At 65.1% G+C, this 24927-nt stretch carries 18 protein-coding genes; 15 read left to right on the forward strand and 3 right to left on the reverse strand.

Annotated features, from left to right (window positions below; all coding sequences use genetic code 11):
* Positions 1-34 precede the first annotated feature (34 nt).
* The 3 genes from uvrB (at position 35) to M1E07_RS10315 (ending at position 4851) form a co-directional block, all read left to right on the forward strand.
* Positions 35-2131 (forward strand): excinuclease ABC subunit UvrB, encoded by a 2097-nt coding sequence (gene uvrB, locus M1E07_RS10305; RefSeq protein WP_461190110.1) that lies wholly within the window; start codon positions 35-37, stop codon positions 2129-2131.
* 217 nt (positions 2132-2348) lie between these two features.
* Positions 2349-3377, forward strand: coding sequence for a TerC family protein (locus M1E07_RS10310; RefSeq protein WP_461190111.1), 1029 nt, complete (start codon positions 2349-2351; stop codon positions 3375-3377).
* Between the two features lie 109 nt (positions 3378-3486).
* Entirely contained in the window at positions 3487-4851 is a 1365-nt protein-coding gene (locus M1E07_RS10315; RefSeq protein WP_461190112.1) for an MFS transporter, read from the forward strand.
* A 52-nt stretch (positions 4852-4903) separates the two neighbouring features.
* Here M1E07_RS10315 and M1E07_RS10320 read toward each other — a convergent pair whose 3' ends face one another.
* The 3 genes from M1E07_RS10320 to M1E07_RS10330 form a co-directional block, all read right to left on the reverse strand.
* The gene (locus tag M1E07_RS10320) at positions 4904-6247 is read right to left on the reverse strand and encodes an alpha/beta fold hydrolase (protein ID WP_461190113.1); all 1344 of its coding nucleotides are present in this window, start codon (positions 6245-6247) and stop codon (positions 4904-4906) included.
* A complete protein-coding gene (locus M1E07_RS10325; RefSeq protein ID WP_461190114.1) occupies positions 6240-6740 on the reverse strand; it encodes a GNAT family N-acetyltransferase in 501 nt (166 codons plus the stop codon). The genes M1E07_RS10320 and M1E07_RS10325 overlap by 8 nt, the downstream gene beginning before the upstream one ends.
* 98 nt (positions 6741-6838) lie before the next feature.
* On the reverse strand, positions 6839-9385 hold the full coding sequence (locus M1E07_RS10330) for a DEAD/DEAH box helicase (protein WP_461190115.1): 2547 nt from the start codon (positions 9383-9385) through the stop codon (positions 6839-6841).
* Positions 9386-9477: 92 nt separating this feature from the next.
* On the opposite strand from M1E07_RS10330, the gene M1E07_RS10335 reads away from it, so the two are divergent.
* The 12 genes from M1E07_RS10335 (at position 9478) to M1E07_RS10390 (ending at position 24783) form a co-directional block, all read left to right on the forward strand.
* Complete coding sequence (locus tag M1E07_RS10335) at positions 9478-10257, forward strand: trans-aconitate 2-methyltransferase (protein ID WP_461190116.1); 780 nt, start codon at positions 9478-9480, stop codon at positions 10255-10257.
* Positions 10258-10399: 142 nt separating this feature from the next.
* On the forward strand, positions 10400-12190 hold the full coding sequence (locus M1E07_RS10340) for an ABC transporter ATP-binding protein (protein ID WP_461190117.1): 1791 nt from the start codon (positions 10400-10402) through the stop codon (positions 12188-12190).
* Positions 12187-14001, forward strand: coding sequence for an ABC transporter ATP-binding protein (locus tag M1E07_RS10345; RefSeq protein ID WP_461190118.1), 1815 nt, complete (start codon positions 12187-12189; stop codon positions 13999-14001). Before M1E07_RS10340 ends, M1E07_RS10345 begins: the two co-directional genes overlap by 4 nt.
* The gene (locus M1E07_RS10350; RefSeq protein WP_461190119.1) at positions 13998-14378 is read left to right on the forward strand and encodes a GntR family transcriptional regulator; all 381 of its coding nucleotides are present in this window, start codon (positions 13998-14000) and stop codon (positions 14376-14378) included. Before M1E07_RS10345 ends, M1E07_RS10350 begins: the two co-directional genes overlap by 4 nt.
* 47 nt (positions 14379-14425) lie before the next feature.
* Positions 14426-17350, forward strand: coding sequence for an excinuclease ABC subunit UvrA (gene uvrA, locus M1E07_RS10355; protein ID WP_461190120.1), 2925 nt, complete (start codon positions 14426-14428; stop codon positions 17348-17350).
* A 78-nt stretch (positions 17351-17428) separates the two neighbouring features.
* Positions 17429-18145 (forward strand): HAD hydrolase-like protein, encoded by a 717-nt coding sequence (locus M1E07_RS10360; protein ID WP_461190121.1) that lies wholly within the window; start codon positions 17429-17431, stop codon positions 18143-18145.
* On the forward strand, positions 18132-18800 hold the full coding sequence (locus M1E07_RS10365; protein WP_461190122.1) for a lysophospholipid acyltransferase family protein: 669 nt from the start codon (positions 18132-18134) through the stop codon (positions 18798-18800). Before M1E07_RS10360 ends, M1E07_RS10365 begins: the two co-directional genes overlap by 14 nt.
* A gap of 94 nt (positions 18801-18894) precedes the next feature.
* A complete protein-coding gene (gene uvrC, locus M1E07_RS10370; RefSeq protein WP_461190123.1) occupies positions 18895-20937 on the forward strand; it encodes an excinuclease ABC subunit UvrC in 2043 nt (680 codons plus the stop codon).
* 113 nt (positions 20938-21050) lie between these two features.
* Positions 21051-21974: an RNase adapter RapZ gene (rapZ, locus tag M1E07_RS10375; protein WP_104045553.1), complete on the forward strand. Its 924-nt coding sequence runs from the start codon at positions 21051-21053 to the stop codon at positions 21972-21974.
* On the forward strand, positions 21974-22993 hold the full coding sequence (locus M1E07_RS10380) for a gluconeogenesis factor YvcK family protein (RefSeq protein ID WP_461190124.1): 1020 nt from the start codon (positions 21974-21976) through the stop codon (positions 22991-22993). Before rapZ ends, M1E07_RS10380 begins: the two co-directional genes overlap by 1 nt.
* A 9-nt stretch (positions 22994-23002) precedes the next feature.
* Complete coding sequence (gene whiA / locus M1E07_RS10385; RefSeq protein ID WP_015937022.1) at positions 23003-23983, forward strand: DNA-binding protein WhiA; 981 nt, start codon at positions 23003-23005, stop codon at positions 23981-23983.
* Between the two features lie 173 nt (positions 23984-24156).
* On the forward strand, positions 24157-24783 hold the full coding sequence (locus tag M1E07_RS10390; protein ID WP_163163531.1) for a superoxide dismutase: 627 nt from the start codon (positions 24157-24159) through the stop codon (positions 24781-24783).
* Positions 24784-24927: the final 144 nt, after the last annotated feature.

Consider the following 24927-nt stretch of genomic DNA (forward strand, 5'->3'; position numbering starts at 1 on the left):
CCTCAGTGTCGGTGCCCCACTGTAAATTAGAACCATGAGCCTTGCGCAGGAAGTCAACCGTGTTGTAGCGCCCTTCGAGGTCATCAGCGAGTTCAAGCCGGCCGGTGACCAGCCCACAGCCATTGCTGAGCTGACGGAGCGCATCAGGAACGGCGAGAAGGACGTGGTCCTGCTCGGCGCCACCGGTACAGGCAAGAGCGCCACTACGGCATGGCTGATCGAACAGGTCCAGCGGCCCACCTTGGTGATGGTCCAGAACAAGACCCTCGCAGCGCAGTTGGCCAACGAATTCCGCGAGCTGCTGCCCAACAACGCGGTGGAGTATTTCGTCTCGTACTACGACTACTACCAGCCTGAGGCCTACGTAGCGCAGACGGACACGTTCATTGAGAAGGACTCCTCCATCAACGAGGAAGTGGAGAGGCTCCGCCACTCCGCCACCAACGCCCTGCTGACCCGCCGCGACGTCATTGTGGTGGCCACGGTGTCCTGTATCTATGGCCTCGGCACCCCGGAGGAATACATCGCCGGCATGGTGACCCTCCGCAAGGGGGCGGAGATGAACCGCGACGACCTGCTCCGGAAATTCGTCTCCATGCAATACGCGCGCAACGATATGGACTTCCACCGCGGCACCTTCCGGGTCCGCGGCGACACCGTGGAAATCATTCCCATGTACGAGGAACTGGCTATCCGGATCGAGTTTTTCGGGGACGAGATCGAGAACATCCACACGCTGCATCCGCTGACCGGTGAAGTGATCCGGGACGAAGAGGAGATGTACGTCTTCCCGGCCTCGCACTATGTGGCCGGGCCTGAGCGGATGGCCAGGGCAATCAAGCGGATCGAAGACGAACTCGCGGACCGGCTGCACGTCCTGGAAAGCCAGAACAAACTCGTCGAGGCGCAGCGGCTGCGGATGCGCACCACCTACGATCTCGAGATGATGCAGCAGATGGGCTTCTGCAACGGCATCGAGAACTACTCATCGCACATTGACGGCCGGGCCCCGGGGACCGCGCCGCACTGCCTCCTTGACTATTTTCCGGACGACTTCCTGCTGGTGGTGGACGAGTCCCACGTCACCATCCCCCAAATCGGTGCCATGTATGAAGGCGACATGTCCCGCAAACGGAACCTGGTGGACTTCGGCTTCCGCCTGCCGTCCGCCATGGATAATCGCCCGCTCAAGTGGGACGAATTCCTCCAACGCGTAGGCCAAACCGTCTACCTTTCCGCAACCCCGGGCAAATACGAGCTGGGCAAAGCGGACGGCACGGTCCAGCAGATCATCCGGCCCACCGGGCTGATCGACCCTGAGGTGGTGGTCAAGCCCACCAAGGGCCAGATCGATGACCTGCTGGGCGAAATCAAGACGCGCACAGAGAAAAATGAACGGGTCCTGGTCACTACGCTCACCAAGCGGATGGCGGAGGACCTTACTGACTACTTGCTGGGCCATGGCGTGAAGGTGGAGTACCTGCACTCGGACGTGGACACCCTGCGCCGCGTGGAGCTGCTCCGCGAGCTCCGGATGGGTACGTTCGACGTCCTGGTGGGCATCAACCTGCTCCGCGAAGGCCTGGACTTGCCCGAGGTCTCCCTGGTCAGCATTCTGGACGCTGACAAGGAAGGGTTCCTGCGGTCCTCCACGTCGCTGATCCAGACCATCGGCCGCGCCGCCCGCAACGTCTCCGGTCAGGTGCACATGTACGCCGACCGCATCACGGACTCCATGGCGCACGCCATCGACGAAACCAACCGTCGACGCGCCATCCAGGTCGCGTATAACGCGGAAAGGGGCATCGATCCGCAGCCGCTGCGGAAGAAGATCGCCGACATCACGGACCAGTTGGCCAAGGAAGACGCCGACACCCAGGAACTGCTCAGCAACAACCGGCTGGCCAAGGGCGGCAAGCGAAAGTCCGCGGCGAAGGGTGCCGCGCAGGTGCGTTCCGACGGCCTCGCCGCAGCACCGGCGGAGGACCTGGTGGGCCTGATCGAACAGCTGACCGAACAGATGCACGGGGCCGCCGCCGAGCTGCAGTTCGAGGTGGCAGCGCGGATCAGGGACGAGGTCAGTGAACTGAAGAAGGAACTGCGCCAGATGCAGGCGGCCGGTCACGCCTGAGCAGTGTGCCAAGGACACGTGACAGCAGCCGGGAGTGGCAATACTCCCGGCTGCTGTACAGTTAACGTCACGTAGGGGAGTATCCCAAGCGCTACGATCGTCAACACGCAGGGCATAGTTGCCCCGCCGGGCGTAGCGGGCCGCCACATCAGCACCAAGTGCACAGGCAGGCCGGAGAGACTTACACTGCATCTCTGTACCTGCGAAAGGCTGCCCTGTGCTCGAATTACCCGTGTGGTTCGAGGTCGGCTCGTTTGTCGTCCTCGGCCTGATCCTCCTGATCGACCTTCTCCTGGTGGTTCGCCGCCCCCACGAACCCTCCATGAAGGAGGCAGGCCTGTGGGTGGCGTTCTACGTCTCCCTCGCCCTGGTGTTTGCCGGCGCCATGTTCGCCTTCACCGGGCCTGAATACGGCGGGCAGTTCGTCGCCGGCTGGGTGACGGAATACAGCCTCAGCATAGACAACCTGTTTGTCTTCATCATCATCATGGCCAGGTTCTCCGTACCCCGGAAGTACCAGCAGGAAGTGCTGATGGTGGGCATCATCATTGCCCTGATCCTGCGCGGCATCTTCATCCTGCTCGGCGCCATCGTGATCGAGCAGTTCAGCTGGGTGTTCTACATCTTTGGAGCGTTCCTGCTGTGGACTGCTTGGAAGCAGGCACAGGATGAAGGCGAAGACGAGGAAGACCGCGAAAACCCGCTCATCGCGAAGATCCGCAAGGTCATCCCGATGTCGGAGAAGTTCGACGGCGGCAAGCTGCGCACTACCGTGAACGGCAAGAAGGTCTTCACCCCGATGCTGATTGTGTTCATCACCATCGGCCTCACCGACCTGCTCTTTGCAGTGGACTCCATCCCCGCCATCTTCGGACTCACCCAGAGCCCGTTCATCGTGTTCACCGCAAACCTGTTCGCCCTCATGGGCCTGCGCCAGCTGTACTTCCTGCTGGGCGGCCTCATGAACCGCCTCATTTACCTGAAGCACGCACTGTCGTTCATCCTCGCGTTTATCGGTGTCAAGCTGGTCCTGCACGCCATGCACGTGAATGAACTGCCGTTCATCAACGGCGGCCAGCACATCGAATGGGCTCCGGAGATCCCCACGTTCGTTTCCCTGGCCGTGATCGTCGGCACCATCATCATTGCGGTCGTCGCCAGCCTGTTGAGCTCCAAAGCGAAGGAAGCCCACCTGGATGCCCGTCTCGAAGAAGACATCCGCAAGAGCCACAGCGACGTCGACTAGAGCCTCTTCAGTCCCTGCCTGTCCAGCAATCCCGGCCGCGTTCGCGGCCGGGATTGCTGCTTTTAATCACCCCCTATAGCAGCGGGCTGCGGGGGACTATGCTCTCCCCATGGCCCCCACGCTGATGACAGAAGAAGGAGCGCGCCAGGTCCAACGGCGCACCGTGGTGCTGCTCAGCGCGGCTCAGGTTTTCGGCGGAATCGGGACCGGAGCCACGGTCTCCATCGGCTCCATCCTCGCGGTGGAATTGTCAGGATCGAGCGCATGGGCGGGGGCGGTAGCCACGGTCATGACCCTGGGCGCTGCGCTGGCCGCGCTGCCGCTTGCCTCGCTGGCCGACCGCCGGGGCCGCAGGATGGGCCAGGTGGCCGGACTGTCCGCCGCCCTCGCGGGCACCGTACTCATGATTCTGTCCGTGGTGTTCGGAGTCTTCATCCTGTTGGTGCTCGGCGCAGCCGGCATCGGTGTGGGCACGGCGGCAAGCCTCCAGGCACGCTTCGCCGCCGTGGACCTGGCAGACGGTGAACACCGCGGCAGGGCCTTGTCCACCGTCGTCTGGGCAGTGACCGTAGGAGCTGTCGCGGGGCCGAACCTCATCCAGCCCGGCACAGTTGTGGGACAGGCCGTGGGCCTGCCGCCAATTGCCGGGCCGTTCGTGATTTCCGGGGCCGGGCTCCTCATCGCCTGCGCGCTGGTGTTCGCCGGTCTCCGGCCGGACCCGCTCCTGCTTGCCCGCGACCTCGCGTCCACCGCGGCTGTGGTTTCCGGGTCAGGATCGCCGCAGCAGCCGGGACAGCAGCCTCCGCACCCGGGCACGGCCAGGCCGCCGGGATCGCTCAAGCGCGGCCTGCAGGCAATCCGCGCCTCGCGGATGGCACTGCTCGCAGTGGCTGCCGTCGTCGGGGCGCACGCCGTGATGGTGGGCGTTATGTCCATGACGCCTCTTCACCTGCAGCACCTCGTTGAAGGGCCGGCCGCTGCCCACGCCGGGCACACGGCGTCGGGCGATGTCCTGGTAATCATCGGGTTCACCATCTCCCTGCACATCGCGGGCATGTTCGCGCTGTCGCCGGTGATGGGCTGGCTGACGGACAAGGCGGGCAGGACCGAAACCATCATGATCGGTTTCATCCTGCTGATTACCGCTGTCGCAGTGGCCGGGTTCGGCCAGGACTCCACGGCGGCCGTTGCGGTGGGGCTGGTCCTGCTGGGCATGGGCTGGTCTGCGTCCACCATCTCGGGCTCCACGCTGCTGGCCGAAAGCGTGGGCCCGGATTCCCGCGTAGTGGTCCAGGGCGTTTCGGACATGCTGATGGGGATTGCGGGCGCGGTAGGCGGCGCGACATCCGGATTGGTCCTCAGCCAGGCCGGCTACCTGGGACTGAACATGGCGGGCGCCCTGGTGGGAGCGGTTGTCCTCGCGGCGGCCGCGGTCAGAGTCGTGGCGCGCCGCCGGGGGACGCTGGCGCCGTAGGCCAGCCGGCACTGCGGGCCACCTGTGAGCACAGCCCGCCTCGCTCCGATCGTCAGTGGCGGGCGCGTGCCATACCCAGCAGGCGGGTGAAGATCCCCTCGCCGTCGTCGGCGATTCCATCATGATGGAAGTCCGGGGTCTCCCAGACCTGCAGCCCGTGGACAGCCGAGGCCGTCTCCAGGGACAGGTTCCGGTCCACGTAGATATCGTCTGAGTAGACGGCGGCAGCTGCGGGAACAGTATTGACCGCCAGCCGGTGAACGTCGTAGAGCGGTTTCCAGTCCGGCTTTGCCGCCAGCAGCCCTGCCACCTCGCGCAGGGGCTGCAGGGCGGGGTCTTGGTCGAAGTACCACGGGTAGACCATTTCGCCGGTGAGCAGCAGCGGGTCCGCGTCCGGCTCGAACTCCGGATACTCACCCAGCACCCGCCAGGCAGACCAGTCGGTGGCTTCGCCCTGGCCGTAGATTGACTCGTGCATCAGGGCGTACAACGGGTTGGAGCGGCGGGACACGATCGTCTGCATCTGTTCGAGGAAGGAATCCGAAAGCCTGCTTCCCTGGGCCGTCTCCGTGAACGCGTCCTCCAGCAGGTAGTGCAGGCTGTCCACCCTGGTGTTGCCGCCCAGGAAGGCGCCCGCCATCTGAAAGCGTTCCACGGTGAGGGGGCCGCCGTCGGGCAGGAATTCCGGGGTGCTCCGCAGGTGGCGCGCAATCCGGTCCACCGTGGCGCGGTCCTCCGGGTACCAGCCGAAGTATTCCACGTTCCGTGCTGCCACGCGTTTGAAGGTGGCGCGGTATACGTCGTCAGCCGGGCCGGTGAGTGGAGGAAGGCCACCGGTGATAAACGCCTCCCTAAGCCCCTCTGCCGCGAAGGATAAATAGGTGAGCGCGCAGAAGCCGCCATAACTCTGGCCGTAAATGCTCCAGGGCGGGGACCCCAGCGCATCCCTGATCAATTCGGCGTCGGCCACGATTGAATCAGCGCGGAAATGCTCCAGGTAGGCCGCTTGCTCCTGCGCCGTTCCGCGCAGGGGAAGAGTGTTCCGGTCAATCGGCGCGGACAGTCCGGTGCCACGCTGGTCCAGCATCAGGATCCGGAAGTCCTTGGCGGCGGCCTTGCTCCAGCCGCCCAGCGAACCGAACCTGTTGCCGCGGCCGCCCGGACCGCCCTGCAGGAACAGCAGCCAGGGCAGCTTGGCGGCCTCTTCCCTGCTGTGGGAAGCCGACACGTATTCACGGGCAAAGACGGTGATCGTTTCGGCGTCCGGGGAAGGACTGAAGTGGTCCAAAGGCACCGTAAAAAAGTGTTCAGCCGTGCGCATGCCCCGGAATTCATGGCGGGCCCGGACCTCGTGCCGCACCTGGCCGCGTGCGGCGGCCACCTGCAGCTCAGCCATTGGCGGCGGCCGGCACGGCGCTGCCGAACTGTTCGAGGGCATCGCCGGTGAGGCGGAAGGTGGACCAGCCGTCCATGGGCCGGGCCCCCAGGCGACGGTAGAAATTGATGGACGGCTCGTTCCAGTCCAGCACGCTCCACTCCACCCTCGCGTAGCCGTTCTCCACAGCGATGCCGGCAAGGTGCTGCAGCAGGGCCTTGCCGTGTCCTTCGCCCCGCGCTTCGGGGCTGACGTAGAGGTCCTCCAGGTAGATCCCGTGGACACCTTCCCAAGTGGAGTAGTTCAGGAACCACAGGGCAAAGCCACGGACTTCGCCGTTGCCGTTCTCAGCCATGGCCGCGAAGACCCGCGGGTTGCTGCCGAAGAGAACCTGCTCCAGCATTTCCGGGGTGTTCCGGACTGCGTCCGGTTCCTTCTCGTAGTGCGCCAGTTCGTGGATCATGCGGAGGATCGCGGGGACGTCGTGCGGGGTTGCAGGGCGGATTAAGCTCATTGTTCGAGCTTACCGCCGGGACCGCGGCGCTGCAGTCAGCGCACCCCTAAGGCGGCCCACAAAGCATGGCGCCCGCCCAAGCCGGGACACCGCGGCGGTCAAAGCCGGTTCACGTCCGTCACCCGGAGCACTGCGGTTCCGGTTTCATCGGAGGCTTCCAGGTCCACCTCGGCGGAGATGCCCCAGTCATGATTCCGGGCGGGATCGTCAAAGATCTGCCGGACCTTCCAGACGCCGGGTTCCTCGGTGATAATGAGCAGGCCCGGGCCGCGGGCGTCCGGACCGGTGCCTATGTCGTTGTGCTCGTCGAAGTAGTCGTCCAGGACGTCTTCCCAGCGGTCGGCGTCCCAGCCTGCACCGCCGTCCAGTTCGCCCAGGGCCGCAGCGTCCTCGTCCGCGAACAGTTCCACCCGGCGGAACATCTCGTTGCGCACCATCACCCGGAAGGCGCGGATGTTCGACGTTAGCGACGGCGGGGGAGGCGGCGGTGCGTCGTGGGGGGTTGGTGCCGCGCCCGACGTCAACTCCTCCCACTCATCGAGCAGGCTGGAGTCGACCTGGCGGACCAGCTCACCCAGCCACGCAATAAGATCCTCAAGGTCTTCGCGCAGCATGTCCTGCGGCACCGTCTGCCGCAGCGCCTTGAAGGCATCCGCGAGGTACCGCAGCACGATGCCTTCGGAGCGGGCCAGACCGTAGAACTGGACAAACTCGCCGAAGTTCATCGCGCGCTCGTACATATCCCGCACCACGGACTTTGGCGCCAGTTCGAAATCGCCCACCCAGGGTGCCGCCTTGCGGTACACCTCAAACGCTTCGCCCAGGATCTCAGCCAGGGGCTGCGGGTACGTTACTTCCTCCAGCATCGCCATGCGCTGGTCGTACTCGATGCCGTCTGCCTTCATCGCCGCAATCGCCTCGCCGCGGGCTTTTTTCTGCTGGGCAGAGAGTATCTGGCGGGGCTTTTCCAGCGTCGCCTCGATCACGGACACCACGTCGAGGGCGTACGACGGCGACTCCGGGTCAAGGAGCTCCAGCGCAGCCAGCGCGAAGGGCGACAGCGGCTGGTTAAGCGCGAAGTTGGCCTGCAGGTGCACGGTGAGGCGGACGGTGCGGCCGTCCCGCCCCTGCTGTTCGGGCGGGATCCGCTCCACCACCTCGGCGGCCAGCAGTTCGCGGTAGATGCCCAGCGCCTTCTTCATGAGCTGCAACTGCGAGGACCGGGTCTCATGGTTTTCCGTCAGGAGTCGGCGGGCGGCAGCGAAGGGGTCGCCGGGCCTTTCCATCAGGTTCATCAGCATCGCATGGGTCACGGTGAAGCTGGAGTTCAGCGGCTCCGGCACTGATTCGACCAGGCGCTTGAAAGTGGGCTCGCCCCAGGACACAAAACCTTCCGGCGGCTTTTTCTTCACCACCTGGCGCAGCTTCTTTTGGTCGTCGCCGAACTTGGCGGTTGCCTTGGCCATCGCTTTCACGTTCTCGATGACATGTTCGGGGGCCTGGACCACTACTGTGCCGGCGGTGTCGTAGCCTGCACGCCCGGCACGGCCGGCAATCTGGTGGAACTCACGGGAGTTAAGCTGCCGGGTGCGGACGCCGTCGTACTTGCTCAAAGCCGTCAGCAGCACTGTGCGGATGGGCACGTTGATGCCCACCCCCAGGGTGTCGGTGCCGCAGATGACTTTCAGGAGGCCCGCCTGCGCCAGCTGCTCCACCAGCCTGCGGTACTTCGGAAGCATTCCGGCGTGGTGCACCCCGATTCCGTGGCGCACCAGGCGGTTGAGGGTTTTGCCGAAGCCGGCGGCAAAACGGAAGTTGGCGATCAGCTCTGCGATCCTGTCCTTCTCCTCGCGGGTGCAGACGTTGATGCTCATCAGGGTCTGCGCGCGGTCGATCGCCTCGATCTGGCTGAAATGCACCACATACACCGGCACCTGTTTGGTGGAGAGCAACTCCTCCAGCGTCTCGTGCACAGGGGTCTCGTGGTAGTAGTAATGCAGCGGAATGGGCCGCTCCGCCGAGCTCACCGTGGTGGTGGCACGTCCGGTCAGGCCGGTCAGGCCCGCTTCAAATTTGCTGACGTCGCCCAGCGTGGCGGACATCAGGAGGAACTGCGCCTGCGGGAGCTCCAGTAGGGGCACCTGCCAGGCCCAGCCGCGCTGCGGGTCCGAGTAGAAGTGGAACTCGTCCATGACCACAGAGCCGAGCTCCGCTGCTGCCCCTTCACGGAGCGCCGTATTGGCCAGGATCTCGGCAGTGCAGCAGATGATGGGCGCGTCCTGGTTGACTCCGGAATCGCCGGTGATCATTCCCACGTTCTCGGCGCCGAAAATCTCGCAGAGGGCAAAGAATTTTTCTGAAACCAGTGCCTTGATGGGCGCGGTGTAGTAACTGCGCCGGCCCTGCGCCATAGCCTGGAAGTGGGCGGCAATGGCCACCAGGGACTTCCCGGAACCGGTGGGCGTGGCCAGGATGACGTTGGCCCCGGTGGCCAGCTCCATGATCGCTTCGTCCTGGGCGGGGTACAGCTCCAGCCCCCGGCTTTCCGTCCATTCAAGGAACCGGGTGTACAGGGCGTCGGGATCGACGGCGGAAGCGGGCAGGTCCCGGGCGGACAGAAGGGGCAGCTGGTCAACGAGTTTCATTGATTTCCAGCTTAGTGCCCGGATGCGCCCGGATTTCCGCCGCCTTGGGGTTAGGCTTCGCCGTACTGCAGAACCAGAACGTGGAGGCAGATATGAAATGGGATCCGGCAAAGTACGTACAGTTCGGCGATTACCGCGACAGGCCGTTCTTCGACCTGACGGGCAGGGTCCACGCGGAGTCGCCCGGTCAGGTGGTGGATTTGGGCTGCGGGCCGGGAAACCTCACTGCCACCCTCGCAGAGCGGTGGCCTGCGGCCGACGTTGTGGGCCTTGATTCCTCGGCCGAGATGCTCGCCAAAGCCGAGGGTGTGGCTCAGGGAAACCCCTCCCTGCGGTTTCGCCAGACGGACATTGCCCAGTGGATGCCCTCCGCTCAGACCGGGGTGGTGGTGAGCAACGCCGCACTGCAGTGGGTCCCCGGCCACCAGGACATGATGCGCTCCTGGCTGGCTGCCCTCCGCCCCGGCTCGTGGTTTGCGATGCAGGTTCCGGGCAACTTCAATGCCCCGTCCCACGCGCTGATGCGCGGACTGGCAGGCTCCTCCCGGTGGGCGCCCAAACTGCAGGGAGTGCTGCGGGGCGGTGAGTCGGTGGGCGAGCCGGCCGACTACCTTCGGGTACTGCTCGACGCCGGTTTCACGGCAGACGCATGGGAGACCGTTTACCAGCAGGTGCTGCCCGGTCCGGATCCGGTTCTGGAGTGGGTGCGCGGCACGGCCCTGCGGCCCGTGCTGGCGGTTCTGCCCCCGGGTGAAGGCGCCGAGTTCGAGGCCGAATACGCAGCCGCGCTGAGGGAGGCCTACCCGTCGGGCCCGCACGGCACGGTGTTCCCCTTCCGCCGGATCTTCGCGGTGGGGCGCAAGAACGAATAGGAAAAGTCTATTCGTTGGAGGTTCTCTACTGACGCGTATGGAATGTGACAGCAATGGCAAGTGATCTGGCTTACAATTGCGGAGTTGGCCGATGGGGGAGGCCCGCACCGCCGTTGGCGGCTTTCCTGAGCGCAGTGGAGGTATGGTGCTGATCTCATTGATGAGGCGGCTGTTGGCGGACCACACGCCTGCCGTGGCCGCCATTGTTCTCCTGCAGCTGGTTCAGGCCGCGGCGAACCTGCTGTTGCCAACAGTCAACGCAGCGATCATCGATGACGGCATCGTGGCGGGCCAAACCGCCGTGATCTCCCGCCTGGGAGTAGTGATGGCCGTGATCGCCGTTCTTCAGGCGGCGGCGGCCATCGCGGCGGGATACCTGGCGGCCGTCGTTGCCATGAGGATCGGGCAGCAGTTGCGGGGCGAGATCTTTGCACGGGTCCAGTCCCTGTCCTCCCAGGACGTTGCAGTGTTCGGGACCCAGAGCCTTACCACGCGTGCCACCAACGACACCCAGCAGGTCCAGGCGTTCGCTGTGCTGGTATTCACCATGCTGGTGGCGGGACCGGCCATGGGGGTTGGGGCCGTGGTCCTTGCCCTGCAGCAGGACGTGGCGCTCTCTGCGGTGGTGATCGTCATCGTTCCGCTGCTGCTGCTGATCATGTACCTCATTGTCCGGAGGCTGATCCCGCTCTACCGCGAAGGACAGGATCTGCTGGACCGCGGCGGTGGGATACTCCGCGAGCAGATCATTGGCGCCGGCGTGATCCGGTCCTTCGTCCGCCAGGACCATGAGGTCCGCCGCTTCGCGCGCGTGAACGACAGCCTGACCGCGAACAACCTCCAGTCTGCGCTGCTGGTTGCCGGCATGCTCCCGCTGGTCATGCTGGTGGTCAATTTTTCCTCCGTAGCCGTGGTCTGGTTCGGCGGGCACCGGATCCAGGCCGGCCTGATGAACCTGGGAGCCCTGACAGCGTTCATCGCCTATATCCTGCAGATCCTGCTGGCCATCATGATGTCCATGTATGTGCTGATGACCGCCCCCCGCGCAGCGGTATGCGCGGAGCGGATCAGCGCAGTCCTGGACACGGAGCCCTCAGTACGGGAACCACTGCACCCGAAAACCCTGCACCCACAATCCCTGGAACATGCTGCCCCCGCGGCTGACGGCACATCGTCCACTCTCGCGCCTCCCGGGACCCTGGAGTTCAGCGAAGTGGGCTTTTCCTACCCGGGGGCAGAGCAGCCGGTGGTTGCCGGGGTCAGCTTCACCGCCCGGCCGGGCACCACGACGGCGATCGTTGGCTCTACCGGCAGCGGAAAGTCCACACTCCTCAACCTGATCCCCCGTCTCCTCGATTCCACGGCCGGGACCATCAGCCTGGGGGGCATGGACATTAAAGACGTATCCCTGGACAGCCTGCGCGCCTCCATGGCGATAGTTCCCCAACGGTCCCACCTCTTTACCGGCACCATCGCCAGCAACCTCCGCATGGCCGCGCCGGACGCAACGGATGATGAACTTTGGGAGGTCCTCGAAACCGCCCAGACCATGCGTTTTATGCAGGACCTGCCGCTGGGGCTCGCCACGCCGCTGGGCCAGGGCGGCACCAACCTCTCGGGCGGCCAGCGGCAGCGGCTGTGTATTGCCCGCGCACTGCTCCGCAAGACTTCCCTGTACCTGTTCGACGACAGCTTTTCCGCCCTTGACTATGACACCGACACCAGACTGCGGCAGGCACTGCAAACCACGTTGGCCGCTGCAACGGTCGTCATGGTGGCTGAGCGCATTTCCGCCGTTGAAGCCGCGGGACTGATCCTGGTGCTCGACGGCGGCCGCCTCGTCGCGCAGGGTACGCACCAGGAGTTGCTGGAGACATCGGGCACCTACCGGGAAATAGCGGACTCCCAGCTGGCACTGGACGGACGCCCATGAGTGAGGCAACCGCCGTCGATGAGACTCCGGTACGGTTCTGGCCGACGGCACGCCGGCTCCTTTCCCTGCTGCGGCCCTTTCGCCCGGGCATGCTGGGCGCAGTGGCCGCCACCTGCGCCTTCGCCGGGTTGAACGTCGTCGCTCCCAAGCTTCTCGGCGACGCCACCGACATCGTGGTGGAAGGCGTCATGCGCCGTACCCTGGACCAGGAAGGGCTCGCTGTCCTCCTCGCGGCAGTGGTTTTGATGTATGTAAGCGCTTCCCTTTTCAACTGGATCCAGGGGGCCCTTACCGCCCGCTCGGTCCAGGGCCTGATGTACGGCCTCCGGGAGTCGGTGGAGGAAAAGCTGCACAGGTTGCCAGTGCACTACTTTGGGGAACGGTCCAGGGGCGATGTCCTCAGCCGTGCCACCAACGACATCGACAACATCACCCAGGCCCTGAACCAGCTCCTGACGCAACTGATCATGTCCTTCCTGATGCTGTGCGGCTCACTGGCCATGATGCTGTGGATCTCGCCGCTGCTGGCTGCGATTGCGATTGCCACCGTTCCCCTTTCCACCCTTATTACCGTGCTGGTGGCCAGGAAATCCCAGGCACAGTTCGCCATCCAATGGACCGAAACGGGCCAACTAAACGCGCACGTGGAGGAGTTCGTCACCGGCCACGAGGTGATCAAGGCGTTCGGGCAGCAGTCGCAGGCTGCGGAAGTTTTCGCCCGAAGCAACGGGCGGCTGGCGCGTGCCGCCACCAGGGCACAGTACTCGGCCGGGGTTGTACAGCCGCTGATGGTCCTGATGTCCAACCTCAACTACATCGCCGTGGCAGTGGTGGGAGCCCTCCAGGTCATCGCCGGCGCCATGACCATCGGTGGCATCCAGGCATTTATCCAGTTCAGCAGGCTCTTTACCCAGCCTGTTGGCCAAATCGGCGGCATGCTCAACCTCATGCAGTCCTGCGTGGCTTCGGCAGCCCGTGTGTTCGACCTGCTCGACGCGGGGGAGGAGCCCGCAGATCCGCCGGCACCGGACGCCGTCGTCGCGCCGGGCGGACGCATCGTCTTCGACGACGTGACGTTCGGCTACGGAAACGCAGCGCCGGCGGTCCGGAACCTTGCCTTCACAGTGGAGCCGGGCCGGACGGTGGCGATTGTTGGGCACACCGGGGCCGGCAAGAGCACCGTGATCAACCTCATGCTGCGCTTCTGCGAGCCGGATTCAGGACGCATCACCATCGACGGGACGGACATCGCGGCAATTCCACGGGACCTCCTGCGTGCACAATTCGGCGTGGTGCTCCAGGACGCATGGCTCTTTGCGGGCACCATCCGCGAGAACATCGCTTACGGCAACCCCGAGGCGGCAGAGGCCGACATCCTGGCGGCGGCAGAGGCAAGCCATATGGACCGCTTTGTCAGGTCCCTGCCCCGGGGGTATGACACGGTGCTGGAGAACGGCGGGGACGGCCTGAGCCAGGGACAGCGGCAGCTCATCACCATCGCCAGGGCGCAGCTGGCCGGCCGGGCTGTGCTGATCCTCGATGAAGCAACCAGCTCAGTGGACTCAAGGACAGAGCTGCTGATCCGCCAGGCAATGCAGCGGTTGCGCCGGGGCAGGACGAGCTTTGTTATTGCCCACCGTTTGTCCACCGTGCGCGACGCTGATCTAATCGTGGTCATGGACCACGGACGCATCGTCGAGCAGGGCAGCCACCAGGACCTCCTGGCCGCTAACAGTTACTACACGCGGCTTTACAACGCGCAGTTCTTCCATAAGGCGGAACGGACCGGGGTGCTCGAGGCCGGCATTTGAAGACTGTGGCAGACTTCCCGGGATCGTGGAAGCCGAACGCGGCCAGTTCGGTGCCCCTGTTCGAGCAGCTGAGGCTCCAGGTCATTCATCTGGCCGACGGCGGGAAACTGCCGCCAGGGACACGGCTGCCCGCTGTCAGGGCGCTGGCCGAGCGGTTGGACGTCGCCCCGCACACGGTGGCGAGGGCGTATAAGGAGCTCGAGGCCGCCGGCGTCGTGGCCACACGCGGGAGGAACGGCACGGTGGTGTGCGCGCGTGACGAACGTCTCGGTGGACTTTCCGAGGCTGCCGCGGCCTATGCCGCCGCGGCAAAAGCCCAGGGAGCATCGTTCGCAGAGGCGGTGCAGCTGCTCGCGGCTGCGTACGACGGCGGCTGACGGCTCCCGCGTGAGTGTTCGAAGAAGTTTTCGATTAGCATTAGTAGGTGCCTAAAGCCGTAGCTGAAGAATCTGCCATCCAAACCGTTGAAGTCACCGTAGCGCCCTCCACCGCGCCGAAGCGCCCGGACCTTTCCCGCCTCGTCGTTAAGGGTGCCCGCGAGCACAACCTGCGAAATGTGGACCTCGACCTGCCGCGGGACGCCATGATCGTCTTCACCGGGTTGTCCGGCTCCGGAAAGTCCTCCCTCGCCTTCGACACCATCTTCGCCGAGGGCCAGCGCCGCTACGTCGAGTCGCTGTCCGCCTACGCCCGGCAGTTCCTCGGGCAGGTGGACAAGCCCGACGTCGACTTCATCGAGGGGCTTTCACCGGCCGTCTCCATCGACCAGAAGTCCACCAGCAAGAACCCCCGCTCAACTGTGGGAACCATTACCGAGATCTACGACTACATGCGTTTGCTTTGGGCGCGCGTGGGCCGGCCGCACTGCCCGGTGTGCGGCGAAGCCGTAACCAAGCAGACACCGCAGCAGATCGTTGACCAACTGCTCGAGCTGGACGAGGGCACACGTTTTCAGGTCCTGGCTCCGGTGGTCCGCGGCCGGAAGGGCGAGTTTGTTGACCTCTTCAAGGAACTGACCGCCAAGGGCTACTCCCGTGCGCGCGTGGACGGCAACCTCGTCCAGTTGAGCGACCCGCCGAAGCTGGGCAAGCAGTTCAAGCACACCATCGAAGTTGTGGTGGACCGCCTGGTGGTCAAGGAAGGGATCAGCCAGCGGCTGACCGACTCCATCGAAACCGCGCTTGGCCTCGCCGAGGGCAGGGTCCTCGCCGAATTCGTGGACCTGGACGCGGAGGATCCGCACCGGCTGCGGGCTTTCTCCGAGAACCTGGCGTGCCCGAACGAGCACCCGCTGGCCATCGACGAAATCGAGCCGCGCTCCTTCTCCTTCAACAATCCCTTCGGCGCCTGCGCGGCCTGCAGCGGCATCGGCACCAAGCTGGAGGTGGACGAAGAACTCATCGTTCCCAACCCGGAGCTGTCACTGTCCGAAGGTGCCATCGCTCCATGGTCACTGGGAACTGCCACCACCGAGTACTGGAACAGGCTCCTGGAAGGCTTGGCGAAGGAACTGGGCTTTTCCATGGAAACCCCGTGGGAGAAGCTGGGCAGCGATGTCCGTCAGACGGTGCTGCACGGCAAGGACCACAAGGTTGTGGTGCAGTACAAGAACCGGTTCGGCCGGGAACGGAAGTACAGCACCGGCTTCGAGGGTGCCATCCAGTACGTCCACCGCAAGCACGGCGAGACGGACTCCGACTGGGCCCGGGACCGCTACGAAGAGTACATGCGGCAAATACCCTGCCCTGCTTGCAACGGCGCCCGGCTCAACCCCGCCTCCCTGTCCGTGCTCATCAACGGCAAGTCCATTGCCGACGTCGCGGCCCTCCCCATGCGTGATTGCGCTGACTTCCTGAACAACCTGGTGCTCACCGGCCGTGAGGCGCAGATCGCGCACCAGGTCCTCAAAGAAATCCAGGCGCGCCTGACGTTCCTCCTGGACGTGGGCCTGGAATACCTGAACCTCGAGAGGCCGTCCGCCACGCTCTCCGGCGGGGAAGCCCAGCGCATCCGGCTCGCCACCCAGATCGGCTCCGGCCTGGTGGGCGTGCTCTACGTCCTGGATGAACCCTCCATCGGTCTGCACCAGCGCGACAACCGGCGCCTGATCGACACCTTGACCCGGCTCCGGGACATGGGCAACACGCTCATCGTGGTGGAGCATGATGAGGACACCATCCACGTCGCGGACTGGGTGGTGGACATCGGACCCGGCGCCGGCGAGCACGGCGGCCAGGTGGTCCACTCCGGCTCCTACAAGGAGCTCCTGGAAAACACCTCGTCACTGACGGGCGACTACCTCTCCGGGCGCAAAAAGATCGAGGTGCCCGGGAAGCGCCGGAAGTACGACAAGAAGCGTGAACTGAAGGTGGTCGGCGCGCGGGAGAACAACCTCCTCAACGTTGATGCCTCGTTCCCGCTGGGCCTCTTCACGGCCGTGACCGGCGTCAGCGGTTCCGGCAAGTCCACCCTGGTGAACGAAATCCTGTACAAGGTGCTGGCCAACAAGCTCAACGGCGCCAAGCAGGTGGCCGGCCGGCATAAGACCGTCCAGGGCCTGGAACACCTGGACAAGGTTGTGCACGTGGACCAGAGCCCCATTGGCCGCACGCCGCGCTCCAACCCGGCCACGTACACGGGCGTGTTCGACAACATCCGCAAGCTGTTCGCCGAGACCACTGAAGCGAAGGTCCGCGGCTACCTGCCGGGCCGGTTCTCCTTCAACGTCAAGGGCGGGCGCTGCGAAGCCTGCTCCGGCGACGGCACGCTGAAGATCGAAATGAACTTCCTGCCGGACGTCTATGTTCCGTGCGAGGTGTGCCACGGCGCCCGGTACAACCGCGAGACCCTGGAAGTGCATTACAAGGGCAAGACCATCGCGGACGTGCTCAACATGCCCATCGAGGAGGGCGCGGAGTTCTTCGCCGCCTTCTCTCCGATCGCGCGCCACCTGAATACCCTGGTGGACGTGGGCCTCGGCTATGTCCGTCTTGGCCAGCCTGCAACCACGCTGTCCGGCGGTGAGGCCCAGCGGGTCAAGCTGGCTGCGGAACTGCAGAAGCGATCAAACGGCCGCAGCGTGTATGTCCTCGATGAGCCCACCACGGGCCTCCACTTCGAGGACATCCGCAAGCTGCTGATGGTCCTGCAAGGCCTGGTGGACAAAGGCAACACCGTGATCACCATCGAACACAACCTGGACGTCATCAAGAGTGCCGACTGGATTGTGGACCTTGGTCCCGATGGCGGCTCAGGAGGTGGCCAGATCGTCGCGGCCGGCACGCCCGAACAGCTCGCCAAGTCCACCACAAGCCACACTGCTGCGTTCCTCGCCGAAATTCTGCCGTAAGGTCGAAGTATTCGCCGAAGTATGCCACTGCGCGTATGCGAGTTTCAGGCACGCGTGCTGTCGTGAGAAACTAACCCGGTGACTCAAACAACAGTGCCCGTGATCTTTGACCTGGACGGCACTCTTGTCGACCCGGCCGGTGGGATAACAGATGGAATAGCTTCGGCCCTTCGCGGGCTGGGGCTTCCGGTTCCCGGCCAGGACCTCCTCGAAGCGATGATCGGCCCCAAGCTGAGCGACTCTCTGCTCAACGTGGCCCAGGTTCCCGCGGAGCTGCTGGACAAGGTGATCCGCCGCTACCGGGAGTACTACGTGGCCACCGGAATCGGCCAGGGCCGGATCTACCCGGGCGTCCGGGAAGTCCTCGAGTCCTTCGTTGCCGCCGGCCGGCCCATCGCCGTGGCAACCCAGAAACCCCAGGGGCTGGCCCGCACGGTCCTGGCGCACCACGGAATCGATAGCCTGTTCCACGGCATCCACGGATCGGCAGATGACGAATCGGCCGTGGTCGGGGTACCGCTGGGTAAGACGGAGATCATCGCGGCCGCCTTAAGAGACCTGGGCACCCAACACGCTCTGATGGTGGGCGACCGGGCGCAGGATGTGTCGGGCGCCATCGCCAACGGCCTGGACTGCATCGGCGTGACCTGGGGCTTCGCCCCGAACGGGGAACTTGAAGACGCGGGAGCCGTGGCCGTCGTGGAAACTGCAGGGGAGCTGGTTGCCACCATCGACCGGCTGCAGGGGATCCACACTGCCGCGATGAGCGAGGTGACGAACGATGGCACTGTTTGATGCCGTCCGCTGGACCACGCGGAGCCTGATCTCGGGCTCATGCCGGCCCACCGTCGTCGGACTGGAAAACGTTCCCACCGCCGGTCCGTTTATCGTGGCACCCAACCATCTCTCCTTCTTTGACAGCGTCATCGTCCAGGCGCTGATGCCGCGTCCCGTGGCCTTCTTCGCCAAGGCCGAGTACTTCACCACCGGCGGCGTCAAAGGCAAAGCGATGAAAGCCTTCTTCGAATCCGTGGGGTCCATCCCCGTGGAACGTGGCGAGCAGGCCGCCAGCGTCCAGGCGCTCAGGACACTTCTGGACATCCTCGAATCAGGCAAGGGAATCGGGATCTACCCCGAAGGCACCCGTTCCCGGGACGGTATCCTCTACCGCGGGCGCACCGGCGTGGGCTGGCTGGCGCTGACCACCGGAGCTCCCGTCATCCCGGTGGGCCTGATTGGGACGGAAAACCTACAGCGCGCCGGCGAAAAGGGCGTCCGGCCGCAGCACTTCATCATGAAAGTGGGGGAGCCGCTGTACTTCGACAAGACGGGACCGGACCACTCGCTGCCGGCGCGCCGGCAAGTGACGGACCGCATCATGGACGCCATTGCCGAACTTAGCGGCCAGGAACGCTCCACCAGCTACAACCAAAGCAAGATCATCGAGTAGGAACCCGGCGGGTTGTCCACCTGTTGAGGCTGAGGGGAGCACGTTAACCCTCCACGTGTCAGATGCACCCGGCATGCCTCAGTAGAATGGATAAGTGGCAAATCCAGCAAGTTATCGGCCCCAAACGGGTGAGATTCCCACCAACCCGGGGGTGTACCGGTTCCGCGACCCCAACGGACGGGTCATCTACGTGGGCAAGGCTAAAAGCCTCCGCTCCCGGCTGAATTCCTACTTCGCGAACCCCGCCGGACTCCTGCCGAAAACCTATGCCATGGTCCACGCGGCCAGCAGCGTGGAATGGACGGTGGTGGGGAGCGAGCTGGAGTCGCTCCAGCTGGAATACACCTGGATCAAGGAATTCAAGCCCCGGTTCAACGTCGTCTTCCGCGACGATAAAACCTACCCCTACCTTGCCGTCACCCTGGGCGAAAAATATCCCCGCGTCCAGGTGATGCGCGGCGACAGGAGGAAGGGCACGCGCTACTTTGGGCCGTACACCGCGGGCGCCATCCGGGAGACCATGGATACCCTGCTCCGCGTCTTCCCGGTCCGCAGCTGCAGCGCCGGTGTTTTCAAGCGCGCCGAGGCAAGCGGCAGGCCATGCCTGCTCGGCTACATCGACAAATGCTCGGCACCGTGCGTGGGCCGGATCACCCCGGAAGACCATCGGGCCTTGGCAGACGATTTCTGTGCTTTTATGGGCGGCGAGGCCAAACGCTTCATCGGCAAGCTCGAAAAGCAGATGGCGGAAGCCGTAGCCGAGCTCAACTATGAGCGGGCGGCCCGGCTGCGCGACGACATCACGGCCCTCCGGAAAGTCTTCGAGCGCAACGCCGTGGTGCTCGCGGAAGACACCGACGCCGATATCTTCGCCCTTCACGAAGACGAACTGGAAGCTGCAGTGCAGGTGTTCCACGTCCGAGGCGGCCGGGTCCGCGGCCAGCGCGGCTGGGTGGTGGAGAAAGTAGAGGATTTCACCACCCCCGATCTGGTGGAGCACCTGCTGCAGCAGGTCTACGGCGAAGAGGGGCACAGCCACGGCCGGCTGCCCCGTGAAGTCCTGGTGCCGGTGGCACCCAGCAATGCGGCGGAGCTGACCGAGTGGCTGGGCGGAATGCGCGGCGCCAAGGTCGACATCCGGGTACCCCAGCGCGGAGACAAAGCCGCGCTGATGTCCACTGTGCGGGAGAACGCCGAGCAAGCGCTGAAGCTGCACAAGACCCGCCGGGCGGGTGACCTTACCGTGCGGTCGCTGGCGCTTCAGGAACTCCAGGAAGCGCTGGACCTTCCGGTGCCCCTGCTGCGCATCGAGTGCTATGACGTCTCCCATGTCCAGGGCACCAACGTGGTGGCATCGATGGTGGTGGTGGAAGACGGCCTGCCGAAGAAATCCGACTACCGGAAGTTCTCCATCACCGGCGCCGCGGCCACCGACGACACCGCAGCCATGCACGACGTCCTGACCAGGCGGTTCCGCTACTACCTGCAGGACAAGTCCGGACAGGTGGACGAATCCGTCCTCAGCGCGGGTGGGCAGCAACCGGGCCAGTTGGAGCAGGGGCTCCAGGAACCAGGCCAGGAACCAGACCAGGACGCCGCAATGCTGGACACCACCACGCCGGCACCCCGGGCCAGGTTCGCGTACCCGCCCAACCTCGTGGTGGTGGACGGCGGCAAGCCCCAGGTCAACGCTGCGGCCCGGGCGTTGGCCGGCCTGGGCATTGACGATGTGTATGTGGTGGGCCTGGCCAAACGCCTGGAGGAGGTCTGGCTGCCGGACAGTGACTTCCCCGTGATCCTGCCCCGGACATCCCAAGGGCTGTACCTGCTCCAGCGGATCCGTGACGAAGCCCACCGGTTTGCCATTTCCTTCCACCGGCAAAAGCGCGGGAAGGCCATGACCGTCTCCGCCTTGGATGGCGTACCGGGCCTCGGTGCCTCCAAGCGGAAGGCCCTCCTGGCGCACTTCGGATCGGTCAAGGGCGTCAAGGCCGCTTCGGTGGCGGAACTTTCCGAGGCCAAGGGGATCGGACCCGCCCTCGCGGGCGCCATCGTGAACCACTTCTCCGCTACCGGACCGGAGGCCGCCACCGTGCCGGCCATCAACATGACCACCGGCGAAGTCATCGAAACCTAGCGGACACCGCTGAAACTACGCGGAGTTCAAAGAATCTTAGCTAGGGTTGAGGGCGGGGTATCAGCCGATGCGGGCCACCCCGGGAGAACAACAGCAGAAACGGGGCGGACTTAATGGCAGACACAACAGCGGAATCCGGAGCAGGGCAGGACGGGATGCTCCCCGTCAAGCCGCTCGAAGCGGAACTGCTGGTAGTCACCGGGATGTCCGGAGCGGGGCGGAGCACAGCGGCTGATGCGCTCGAGGACCACGGCTGGTACGTCGTGGAAAACCTCCCGCCGCAGATGCTGGGCACCCTCGCGGAACTCGTCTCCCACGCACCCCAGTCCATCCCGCGGCTGGCGGTTGTCATCGATGTGCGCAGCAAGGGACTGTTCGCGGACATCCGCGCAGCCCTCGGCGCGCTGGCCGCGAGCGGCGTCACCTTCCGCGTCCTTTTCCTCGACGCCAGCGACGACGTCCTGGTCCGGCGCTTTGAGCAGGGGCGGCGGCCGCACCCCCTGCAGGGCGGGGGCCGCATCCTCGACGGCATCGCCGCTGAACGCGACCTGCTGCAGGAACTGCGCGACAGCTCCGACGTCGTCCTGGACACCTCGGGCTACAACGTCCACGGCCTCGCCACCGCCATCACCGAACTCTTCAGTGAAACCGGCCCCGTGGCGCTGCGCCTGAACGTCATGAGCTTTGGTTTCAAGTACGGCCTGCCCGTGGACTCAAACTACGTGGCGGACGTCCGGTTCATCCCCAATCCGCACTGGGTGCCGCAGCTGCGTCCGCACACGGGGCTGGACAAGGACGTCAGCGATTACGTGCTCGAAGCCGAGGGCGTGAAGAACTTCGTGGACCGCTACGTCATGGCACTGGAGCCGGTCCTGGACGGCTACCGCCGCGAAAACAAGCACTATGCCACCATCGCCGTGGGCTGCACGGGCGGTAAACACCGCTCGGTGGCGGTCGCCGTCGAACTTTCCAAGAAGCTGGCGCAGTACCCGCGGGTCACGGTGACCACCACGCACCGGGACCTGGGCCGCGAGTAATGTCGCTGTTCACCGGGGCGCTGCCGCTGGTTCCGCCTGCCGGCTCCGCGGCGGCAAGCCAGCAGGATAAGGGGCCGAACGTTGTTGCATTGGGCGGCGGCCACGGCCTCTCGGCGTCGCTCTCGGCACTCCGCCTGCTCACCTCGGAGCTCACTGCGATCGTCACGGTAGCGGACGACGGCGGTTCTTCCGGGCGTCTGCGGGACGAGTACGGCGTCCTCCCGCCGGGAGACCTGCGGATGGCCCTGTCAGCCTTGTGCGACGATACCGACTGGGGTCGCACCTGGCGTGACGTGATGCAGCACCGCTTCCGCCCCGGGAAGGGGCCTGGCGGCTCGCTGGACGACCACGCCACGGGTAACCTGCTGATCGTCACGCTGTGGGAGCTGCTGGGTGACGCAGTGGCAGGACTGCGGTGGGCCGGCGCCCTGCTCGGGGCACGCGGCCAGGTCCTGCCCATGTCCACGGAGCCGCTGACCATCGAAGGGGACGTCCGGGTCACCACTCCGGACGGCGCCTGGCAACTGGAGACCATCCGGGGACAGGCGCGTTGCGCAGTGGCTGGTTCGCTGGAGCAGGTGCGCCTCCTGCCCGAGGCGGCGCCGGCCTGCGCTGAAGCACTGACGGCCATAGAACTCGCGGACTGGGTCATCCTGGGTCCGGGCTCCTGGTACACCTCGGTGCTGCCGCACCTGTTGCTGCCCGAGATGCGGCAGGCACTGTGCCACACCCCCGCCAAGCGCTGCCTGACCATGAACCTGGCCACGGACACCAAGGAAACTTCCGGCATGACCGCTGCCGACCATCTGCATGTCCTGCGGCGCTACGCCCCTGAATTCAACGTCGACGTTGTGCTGGCTGACCCCGCCTCCGTTCCTGACCGGCAGGAGTTCGAGAAGGCCGCTGCGATGATCGGCGCCGAGGTGGTCTTGGGTAAAGTAGGGGCGTCGGGCCGCCGACCCGTCCATGACCCCCTGCGTCTGGCCACGGCGTACAACGACATTTTTGGGAACAGTTAGGAAGGTGCCATGGCACTGACAGCATCAGTCAAGGAAGAACTGTCCCGTCTGGACATCAAGAAGTCATCCGTCCGGAAAGCCGAAGTCTCCGCAATGCTCCGCTTTGCCGGCGGACTCCACATCATCTCGGGCCGGATCGTCATCGAGGCCGAAGTAGATTTGGCCTCCACCGCCCGCCGCCTACGGGCCGCCATCGCGGAAGTCTACGGCCACCAGAGCGAAATCATCGTGGTTTCCGCCGGGGGACTGCGGCGCGCCAGCCGTTACGTTGTCCGGGTGGTGCGCGACGGCGAGGCGCTGGCCCGCCAGACCGGCCTCCTGGATGGCCGCGGCCGCCCCGTGCGGGGGCTGCCGTCCGCCGTCGTCAACGGTTCTGCGGCAGACGCCGAGGCGGTGTGGCGCGGTGCCTTCCTGGCCCACGGCTCGCTCACCGAACCCGGTCGCTCATCCTCGCTGGAGGTGACCTGCCCGGGCCCGGAATCCGCGCTGGCACTGGTGGGCGCCGCCCGCCGCCTGGACATCCAGGCGAAGGCACGCGAAGTCCGGGGGGTGGACCGGGTGGTCATCCGCGACGGCGACACCATCGCCGCCCTCCTGACCCGCATGGGCGCCCATGACGCCCTGATGGTGTGGGAGGAACGCCGGATGCGCAAGGAAGTACGGGCCACCGCCAACCGGCTTGCCAACTTCGACGACGCCAACCTTCGCCGTTCAGCACAGGCCGCCGTGGCGGCCGGGGCCCGCGTGGACCGCGCTTTGGAGATATTGGGCGACGACGTCCCGGACCACCTGAAGTACGCCGGCGAGTTGCGGGTGGCGCACAAACAGGCCAGCTTGGACGAACTGGGCCGCCTTGCCGATCCGGTGATGACCAAAGACGCCATCGCCGGAAGGATCCGCCGCCTGCTGGCCATGGCGGACAAACGCGCACTGGACCTTGGCATCCCGGGGACGGATGCCAATGTGACGCCTGAAATGCTGGACGAGTGACAGCACCCTAGAATCGACAACGTGACGGTGATATCCAGCCCGGACCGCAGGCCATTACGGCCGGTTGCCCGCCGGCGGGGGATTTACCGCCACCGCAAACTTCCGGGCGCCGCCCGGATGCACAATCCGAGAGTTAGCAACCGGACCGAGTGTCCACGATATTGGAGGATTTTGTGACAGAGTACGTACTGCCCGAACTCAGCTACGATTACGCCGCCCTGGAGCCGCACATCTCAGCGCGCATCATGGAGCTGCACCACAGCAAGCACCACGCAACCTATGTGGCCGGCGCCAACAACGCCCTCGCACAGCTGGCCGAGGCGCGCGAGAAGGGCGACTTCGCCAACATCAACCGCCTGTCCAAGGACCTTGCGTTCCACACCGGCGGCCACGTCAACCACTCCGTGTTCTGGAACAACCTCTCCCCGGACGGCGGCGACAAGCCCGAAGGCGAGCTGGCAGCAGCCATCGACGACGCCTTCGGTTCCTTTGACGCCTTCCGTGCCCAGTTCTCCGCGGCCGCCCTCGGCCTGCAGGGTTCGGGCTGGGGTTTCCTGGCTTACGAGCCCATCGGCGGAAACCTGGTCATCGAGCAGCTGTACGACCAGCAGGGCAACACCGCGCTGGGCACCACCCCGCTGCTGATGCTGGACATGTGGGAGCACGCCTTCTACCTGGACTACGTCAACGTCAAGGCCGACTACGTCAAGGCATTCTGGAACATCGTGAACTGGGCCGACGTCGCCAAGCGCTTCGAGGCTGCACGCACCAACGCCACGGGACTCATCACCCTCCGGTAGTGAGCCGCGCTTCACACCCCTGTAACAAAGTTCACATTTTGGGAGTAAACCAGCCGGAATGTGGACCGTCCGCCCCCGCACTTGCGGGGGCGGACCCAGTTAAACGTAAGATAGGTCACGGAAGGCGGTTAGCCTTCAGCAATG

Source organism: Arthrobacter sp. Z4-13 (genome assembly GCF_054792705.1).